The organism is Crenobacter oryzisoli, from assembly GCF_030385785.1.
In the GTDB taxonomy this organism is placed as follows: Bacteria; Pseudomonadota; Gammaproteobacteria; order Burkholderiales; family Chromobacteriaceae; genus Crenobacter_A; species Crenobacter_A oryzisoli.
The window spans coordinates 61,239-69,428 of record NZ_JAUEDK010000025.1 but is presented as its reverse complement, the minus strand read 5'-3'; the positions used below and the strand labels follow the sequence as shown (position 1 = coordinate 69,428).

9 protein-coding genes are annotated in these 8,190 nt (G+C 50.5%); all 9 read right to left on the bottom strand.

Annotation, left to right across the window (positions count from 1 at the left end):
• Nucleotides 1-876, bottom strand: an 876-nt coding sequence (istA, locus tag QU481_RS14410; protein WP_289830490.1) for an IS21 family transposase, incomplete at its 3' end; no start/stop codon positions are given.
• 850 nt (nucleotides 877-1,726) lie between these two features.
• Nucleotides 1,727-1,900: a hypothetical protein gene (locus QU481_RS14405; protein ID WP_289830727.1), complete on the bottom strand. Its 174-nt coding sequence runs from the start codon at nucleotides 1,898-1,900 to the stop codon at nucleotides 1,727-1,729.
• A gap of 107 nt (nucleotides 1,901-2,007) precedes the next feature.
• Entirely contained in the window at nucleotides 2,008-2,214 is a 207-nt protein-coding gene (locus tag QU481_RS14400; RefSeq protein WP_289830726.1) for a hypothetical protein, read from the bottom strand.
• A 556-nt stretch (nucleotides 2,215-2,770) separates the two neighbouring features.
• Nucleotides 2,771-3,151, bottom strand: coding sequence for a hypothetical protein (locus QU481_RS14395; protein WP_289830725.1), 381 nt, complete (start codon nucleotides 3,149-3,151; stop codon nucleotides 2,771-2,773).
• A gap of 74 nt (nucleotides 3,152-3,225) precedes the next feature.
• The gene (locus tag QU481_RS14390; RefSeq protein WP_289830723.1) at nucleotides 3,226-4,782 is read right to left on the bottom strand and encodes an AAA family ATPase; all 1,557 of its coding nucleotides are present in this window, start codon (nucleotides 4,780-4,782) and stop codon (nucleotides 3,226-3,228) included.
• A gap of 5 nt (nucleotides 4,783-4,787) precedes the next feature.
• Nucleotides 4,788-5,345 carry a hypothetical protein gene (locus QU481_RS14385; protein WP_289830722.1) on the bottom strand — a complete coding sequence of 186 codons (558 nt, stop codon included), beginning with the start codon at nucleotides 5,343-5,345 and terminating at the stop codon, nucleotides 4,788-4,790.
• Entirely contained in the window at nucleotides 5,342-5,521 is a 180-nt protein-coding gene (locus QU481_RS14380; RefSeq protein ID WP_289830721.1) for a hypothetical protein, read from the bottom strand. Before QU481_RS14380 ends, QU481_RS14385 begins: the two co-directional genes overlap by 4 nt.
• A gap of 10 nt (nucleotides 5,522-5,531) precedes the next feature.
• Nucleotides 5,532-7,256 carry a hypothetical protein gene (locus QU481_RS14375; protein WP_289830720.1) on the bottom strand — a complete coding sequence of 575 codons (1,725 nt, stop codon included), beginning with the start codon at nucleotides 7,254-7,256 and terminating at the stop codon, nucleotides 5,532-5,534.
• 2 nt (nucleotides 7,257-7,258) lie between these two features.
• Complete coding sequence (locus QU481_RS14370; protein WP_289830719.1) at nucleotides 7,259-7,756, bottom strand: hypothetical protein; 498 nt, start codon at nucleotides 7,754-7,756, stop codon at nucleotides 7,259-7,261.
• Nucleotides 7,757-8,190 lie beyond the last annotated feature (434 nt).

Here is an 8,190-nt window from a genome sequence, read left to right as displayed (position 1 = left end):
CTCCAGGCACTGACGCAGAACCAGGTTGAGTTCTTGCAGGCTGAAGAAGCGCTGGTGACGCAACCGGGCCAGCACCCAGCGCTCGACCACCTGGACGCCGACCTCGACCTTGGCCTTGTCGCGCGGCTTGTACGGCCGCGCCGGCAGCACCGCGCAGCCGTAATGTTGTGCCAGGTCCTGGTAGGTCGGGTTCAGGTCCGGCTCGTAGCGGGACGGATGGCGCACGCCGCTCTTCAGGTTGTCGGGGACCACCAGCGCGGTGACGCCACCGAGATAGTCGAAGGCGCGCACATGGCTGCCGATCCAGTCTTCCAGCTGCTGCGTGAAGGTCGCTTCGAGGTAGGTGTAGTTGGAGGCGCCGAGCACCGCGACGAAGATCTGCGCGGCGTGAATTTCGCCGGTATGCGGGTCGATGACGTCGACCGTCTGCCCGGCGTAGTCGACGAACAGTTTCTCACCGGGTGTGTGGTGCTGGCGCAGCGTCACTGCCAGCGTCTTGCGCCAACGGCGGTAATGGTCGCAGAACGCGCTGTACTGGAGTCCGTCCGGTGTTTCGGCCTTGTACTCCTGCCACAGCAGCTCCAGCGTCACGCCTTTGCGGCGCAGTTCCTGGTGCAGCGTCGGCCAGTCGGGTTCGGTGCGGCGGACTTTCGACGGCGCCGTCGGGGGAAATAGCAGGCCATTGACGGTGGCTTCGTCCAGGCCGGCGGGTAGCGGGAAGCTCAGCCCGGCGAGCTTGGCGCGGGCGAGGTAGTCGCTGACCGTGGTGGGGGATGCGCCGATCATTCGGGCGATCGCGCGCCGCGAGTACAGACCTGCGTGATGCAGGCGAAGGATTTCGACGATTTTGCGCATGGATAACCTGTGGTTAGACATCGGGCACCCAGGAAAAAAGCTCGAGGGTGCCACGGGTTACCCCGCGCGCTACAGCTTGTTACGGCAATGTTGCAAGCCGTCCAGGTTGGCCTGGAACGGGTGTCCAGTTTGCGCTGGAACGACTGTCCAGGTTCAGCTGGAACAGGTGATCAGGTTGCCCCGGAATACGCATCCACATAACCGGATCCAGGTGGAGTAGGACGGAGTGAACGTGGCTAAGTGAAGCTTTCTAAGCTCTTGATGTATCGAAAATATTACCGATTCGTCAATGAGTTACCGCTGGTGACGTGTGAGGTGACGTGAGAGCTGACATGGTTACTTGTGGAAGCCCGCCGAAAAAGCGATCAACTGGGCCTGGGAGTTGCCCAAGTAGGTGGGGTAGGGGATGTTGGTTTCTATCGAACCAACAAGGACGGAGCAACCACGATGGCCGAGGCAAAGGTAGAAGCGAACCCCAAGCATCTCAATGTGGGCAGTGGTCAGACAACCCAGAGCAGCAAGCCAGTTGAACAGGGTAAGGCTAGTGAGTCGACGAAAACAACTCAAGAGCCCGCGAGGGAGCTGGTCGCAGAGGAGAGCAGGGCATCAACTAAGATGGATCGAGCAACTGAGCTGTTCCGACAGATGAGCAAGAACAAGGATGTTTAACGTAAAGACATCGTCGAGCGATTCGTGAGCGATATCGGGTTGACAAAGGCTGGAGCAGGAACCTACTACCAGTTTATCAAGCAGAAGCTGGCGAACTGAGCTCTAACCTCAGTAGAAAAACAGCCCTAGGTACTAATGTGCCTGGGCTGTTTCATCTCACGGATAGAGGTCCGCTTTTTGATTTCAAAGCGATTGGGGTGACTTATTTCTCCGCAATGCAGCTCAACGTTGCTTGAGCGGCGAAACTGGAAAAATCCTTTGGAATAATCCCATTTTTCATTTCAAGCAGCTGATCTTTGGTGTATTTGTCTTCCATTTTTTCGAAAACACAGCTGCACATCGCGTGCTTTTCGCTGTTTTTTTCATCGGTCGACATGCATCCTTCTATAAATTCCCCACGAAATTCTCGGACCTTGCTGTCTCCACAGCCGGTTAATAGTAGATGGGTAGCAACTAAGATATAAAGGGATTTTGTGCGCATTTTCACAAAACAGTGATTACGGCGACAAAGGCTACTATAATGATCGCGCCCATTATTTTCCCAAGTGAAGGGAACATAACTGCAGGCCACACTAAACCTTGGCCTAGGTTATAAGCGAAGCTTTTGTGAGCGGTGTCGCCAAAAATCCAAGCATATAAGGCGTATAAGATGCCAAATCCTACATATGCTACAATAATTTTATTTTTCATATTTGTTGTGTTCCTTTAGTTAAGAGGTGGCTACAGAAAGATTGAGCAAATTTGTAAAAGTAGGCACTTTCAGGTTTTTGAATTGAACCGATTTATTTTATCAATGATACATAACCAACTTCCCATTACTGTAAGACGGCTCTCCGAACACGATTCTGTTTGGGCCTCCGATGGATAGCCCTGAGGCTGGGACTGGACGCTAACACCCCCAATGAGCTTTGTTGTGTAAATGCAGAATCTGCCTTCCTTACCCAAGAGGCTTTGCAAAAATTGCGCTAAATCCAGAGGAATTTTTATTGACTCTTGGCTGAAATGGAGCAACAAATTTGATTTGTGCAGCGAAGCTTAGCTGTCGTCGCTGCACGTTTTGTGATGGCATGTTGATTCAACTGTTATACATGTGTTTTCGATTTACTTTCTGAATATAATGAAAAGCACTAAAAGACCAATAGCCGGATAGAAGGCAAAATCTAAAATGCTTCCGAGTGCCCATAAGGCAAAGTGACCGACCCAGGTTAGAGCAAAAATAGCAGCGATACCAATGAGTACTGGCATTTTATATAAATATATAATTTAGGTAATAAGAAAATGGCATGCTGATTGATTCTTGCTCATGTAGATTTTTGCACTCCGAAGAGTTGTATATCTTTACTAGGGTAAAAATCTGTCCCTGTAAACTCTTACCTTCGAGAGCCATTTCGTCCCTGACACTCTGACCTATCAGCATGGCTTGCATGGCGCTACCAGTAATTTGCTTTTCATCTATGAATGATTTGAGCTTTTTTTCAATATTTGTAGAAGCAGAAGGCCTCTCTAATTGTTTGGCAGCGATTCCGCATTTCATGAATGATTTCAATTTATCTTCATTTGATGTACAGCCTGAAGTTAATGCGGCGATCGTAAGGGCTGTAAGGAGAAGTGAAATTTTATTGTTCATTATTTGACTCTACTGTGTGAACGGAATATCCCTTGGTGAATGCCAAGGGATATTTTATTTTTATCAGTCATTGATCACTGCAATACAGCTCGCCGAACCCTACTCTGTTGACTGCTAGTACCTCCGATTGGTTGCCCTGATGCAGGTACTGCCCGCTCACGGCCCCAGTGCCGAATTCCCTCAATTTGCTCAGGGCTAGTCTTCGAGAGGGGAACCACATTTTGGAAACTACGACGGAATAGCTCGTCGGTCACCGTAGCATCGCCGTTTAGATAGGCTTCTTTAACTACCTCTCGAACTGCTGACTCAAGGTCTGAGCCGGCAAATCCTTCGGACATTTCTACTAGCTCTACCATCAGTTCGGTGCCAATTGATCGTTTTAACCCTCGTTGAATGTAGATCTCGATGATTTCTTTCCGTTCCTCATGGTTCGGGAGATCAACAAAGAACAATTCATCAAAACGGCCACGACGCAGCAGTTCCGGTGGAAGCTTGGATACATCGTTGGCGGTTGCGACAACAAAGACTCGTGAACGAGCCTCTTGTAGCCAATACAGGAACTGTCCTACCAAGCGGGTTGAAGTGCCACCATCGTTTGCACCTTGCGTTGCTCCAGCTAATCCCTTCTCAATCTCGTCGATCCATAATACGCAGGGGGCAACATGGTCGGCTGTCGCAAGTGCATCTTTTAATCTACCCTCACTCTGACCAAGGTATTGCCCATGAATTGTGGAAAGATCTAGCCGATAAAGTGGTAATCCCCAACCTGCGGCGATAGCCTTGGCTGAAAGTGATTTACCACAGCCAGGAACTCCGACAAGTAAGGCGCCACGAGGCGGGCGAATGCCGCACTCTCGCAGGTCTGCTGTAAGCAAGGGGCGTTCACGCTCCAACCATGCCTTTAGGCCGCCGAGCCCGCCGACACTGAGCTCGCTACCGCGTACTGGTACGCGCTCGATGCCTGAGATGTCGGCAAAGATGCGATCTTTTGCATGCATGAGTTCGACTATATCCGCTTTGCGGATACCACCATTGGCTAACAAGGTGGCAATGATATTTTCGGCTTCGATCCGAGAAATGCCGGCCAAGATTGCCGCCGCTTGGCGTTCATCCGCCTCATCCCATTCAATCGGGAATTGGCTGCGATATGCCCCAACCTGTTCGCGGATGATTGCGAGCATTTCATCATCATTCGGTGGGGATAGTGTCAAAGACATACCAAGGCGTTGAAGTTGCCCCCATACCGGCTTGGTCGTAATGACGATCATTGCTCCACCATGCTCGGCTGACAGCATCACTGCATCTTGCATTTGCCGAGCAAATGGAGTGTCGTCCTCTATATCTGCTACCTCGGTAAGGATGAACGAAAGGTTCTGCCGTTGCCCTATTTGCTGGCTAGCGAAATCAACGGCACCAACGACCGATCTGTCATCGCTGACCGATCGATTGGAGATCAGCTCTTTTGTCCCTTGGGATAAAGTGTGGACGAATACTGGTGCATTAAGGCCGGTAACGACTTCACGGCAGATATCAAGTACGCGTGAACGTTCTGCTGTGCGGATCGAAATAAATGGGATACGTGCTTTCAGATAGCGCGTCAGGTTGGCTTTGAACTCTGCGGTATCACTCATATTGATTACAAAAAGTTTCGCTTACGAATACCGGTAGGCGTATTCGGTGTGGATGGTATGTTTGTTGCCTTGCCCTGGTTGATTGAGGCGGCCATAGGAGGCAACGCGTCGTAACGTAGTAGATTATTGTTGCGGATCAAGCTTGCGAGTTTGCCGGTACGATCATGCTTTGCGCTGTTCTCAAGGCTGGCTTGGGATTGCTCAGCATACCGCTTGAGCTCTTCTTGTAGATGGGCTCTGAGCATGTCTGGAAGGCTGCTAAGTCGAGCCACACTCTGCAAGAAAGTTAGCGTTTGGCGGGTATTCAACAGAGAGAGTACGAGGGTTGTTTCCTCGAAACTGTTACGCAGGTCACGTGTTAGGCGATCTGCACACCTTTGTAGCCTGATAGAAAAAGCGTTGCCAATCCTTTCAGAGAAAAGATTGGCAACGCCGCTGGTCCAGCTTAGAGTTCCGGCTTCCATGAGGGCTAGTATCTGTTCGTCGTCTTGCCCTTGCTCTAGCATGTCCAGGCATACGCTCCATTCGGCGTATGTAACTGGTGCAGTGACCGGTATTTTCATTTCACACGCCGGACAAAGTTGGTTGTCGGCAGCAGATCCCAAGCTGGAAATGCTCCGATGAGTGCATCCTGCTGTTGCGGTGGCTCGGTCGGAGTATTGGGTGCAGGTGCAAGAGCCTCAACTAAATCCTGTGTTTTGTCCGACGCTTGCTGGGAGTTGAGAAATTCTCGTGCCATGGCATGCTCCTTATACGATTGGTTTTGCCATTACTTGGCGCGTGGAGTCGTGGGACGAAAGCACGTATTGCTCTGGTGAAATTCCATCCAATAGAGCTGTAACTTCAGGCGCCTTTTCATCTCGTTGTACAAAGTCGCGTCGATACTCGACGGTTTCAGCAAGACAGGCTTTCAGAATCTGAAGTGACTGTTCTTTAAGTCGAGCAAAGTCCTGCTCAATTTTTTTACGTTTTTGAGTTATTTTTGAACGAGCTGAGAAGAACCAAATCAAGCACCCTGCGCCAAGTGCTAGGAATAAATAATTCAGCGAAGGCAGACCTAGCAGTACAAAACCAATCCCGAACACAATGGCTGCCCAGTGCTTGAAACCAAGCTTTACAGCAGCCAATGCCTGAGCCTTACGCTGCTCAATGTGGTTGCTCAGAGATGAGCTTAGCTCTGTTTCGTTTTCACCATTTTTCGTTGTGCCTTGCCAGTTTTCAATCGAAATTTCGATTTGCTGGGGCACTGCAGCACGAGTGCTGGCTGCTAAGTCTTGGTGAGCATCTTTGATCCAGTGACGGGACAGTGAAACGGAATATCGTTGCGTGGCTCGCGATGCATGTGATGTTTCTGGATGCATGGCTGCATTTGTAAGTAATTGCATGAAGCTGACATTTTCATCAAGTGCCTTACATTCTAAGTCATATCGATTTTTCGCAGCTTGCCTATCGCCCAGTTCGTCGATGATCAGCTGACATAGGCGCTCATCACGACGCAATGGCAGTTCTTCATCATCAAAATTTTTAACCAGCTTGCTTAGCAGATCATCTACTGCCGCGAGCAGATTAGGGGCCGGGACGATAAATCCATCAAAAATATTGTGGAAATAATCTCGGACAACTTCATGCAATGTAGCGCCATTGAGAACGTCATTTAGGGTTGACCAAGTTGGACTGTACTGTTTTAGGTACGTATACCGGTTGCCATGGTCGGTTGTCGGGATTTTTGATCGGAGGGCTGCATTCCATTGCTGGCGTTGCTCGTCAATGAAACCAACACGCTGAGATAGTTCATCAACCCAGCCTTCAATGCGTTGGGAGCAATGGTTGCGGACATCCGAACCGAATACCCCACTGGCTAATGCATCTACCAATACCACCGTCTGGCGATCAAGCTGCAGTGGGTCTTGTTGTCCAAAGTAACGGTCAAGCCAGGTACGGCACGCGTTAGCGCGTTGGGCTCTGCGGCAAATCAATGCGAGGAACAGTGAGGTCTTTTCGTCGTCACGACGAATTGCTTCGTGCAATGCTTTATTGGCGAGTTCTTGTTTGTCGTTCAGCCAAGCACCCAAAGCGACTAGGGCAGGGGCTAACCAGTAACCCGGTGCAGCTAGCATGATTTCCTCAGTAGCCGTTGTCAGCGTATCTTGGCGTACAAGGCTGATATCAGCAGCCTGCAATACACCTGTAGCAAGCCGTCGAACTTCGCCGTAGTAGCCAAATTTAGTATCCAGTTCCTGACGTATCTTCACCTGTCGGGTTTCTGCTAGGTGTAGTTCCTTGGCTTTGAGGTCGGCCGCGACAAACTCCCTGAACTCTTGCCAGAGGCTCGCCAGGTCAGAGCGGGTAACTGACAGTTCCTGACCCACACCATCTACCTGGTCGTAGACAACCTTGATGTCACCGCGTAGCCCCTGCAGGCTGTTATGGATGAACGTTAGGTCTGCAAGGTGAATGATCCGCTCTGAACTCATGATTAACCTTTTATCAAAGAAGTTTCGCCGTTCTCTGCTACAGCAATGAGTTTGTCTGGGTAGACCTCAATAAAGGCATAGCCAGGGTGCAAGGCAAGAGATCTGCCCCGGCTAAGCATTGAGGGAAGGCTTTCAGAAAATTTGTAGTGCTGAAGGATTTGCCCCGTGTAATCCAGGGTGTGAACTTCATACGGGTGACCGAGATAGCAGCGGGCGACAATGCCTGCAGGCAGATGCTCGACGGCAATCTCTGGTAGTTCCTGCTGAATAGTTGTCAGTAACTGCTCGAGTGCTTCGCGATGATGTATGTGGCCGCCAGCGTCAAGTTTGCGCATAGCCTCTACGTATGCCGCAGAGCGTTTTTGACGCAGGCGCGCTTCAAGTGCCGCTGGTGCTTGGTTGGTCGAAGGTCTGGTAAACGATGGTGTGAGCGAATGAGAGTCTAGCTTTGGAGTAGAACCTAATATATTACGTGCCATCACATCCGCCTCATTTGCCATCTCTGGCATCTATATCATGGTTTGTCGTTGACAAAAACATAATATATGCCATTGGAGAAAGTTGTGCCATCTTAACTTAGCCTCCAAGGGGCCTGTGATATGTCTGGTTCAGTCGTCTCCCGCCTGGGGTGAGCTATAGAACAAGCGTGATGGTGTGACGTGAAATTCCCTGCGAACACACGCAATGGCTAGATGAGGCGAGACCTTGCGAAGCTAGCTTCTGCGAGCCCATACCACATTGGGCGAGGCACAACGCGTCCTCCTGCGAATTTAGTGGGGGAGAACTGGGATGGCCGCAGAGTTCGACCTGCTGGGGGATATGAGAGAAGTACTATGGAGAACTGTGGGGAAACTGCTAGGTAACCAGCCGAAAAGCATCGATTAGATGAGGGGGCGTTGCCCAAGTAGTGAATCTCCCCCGCGTTCCTAGAGAC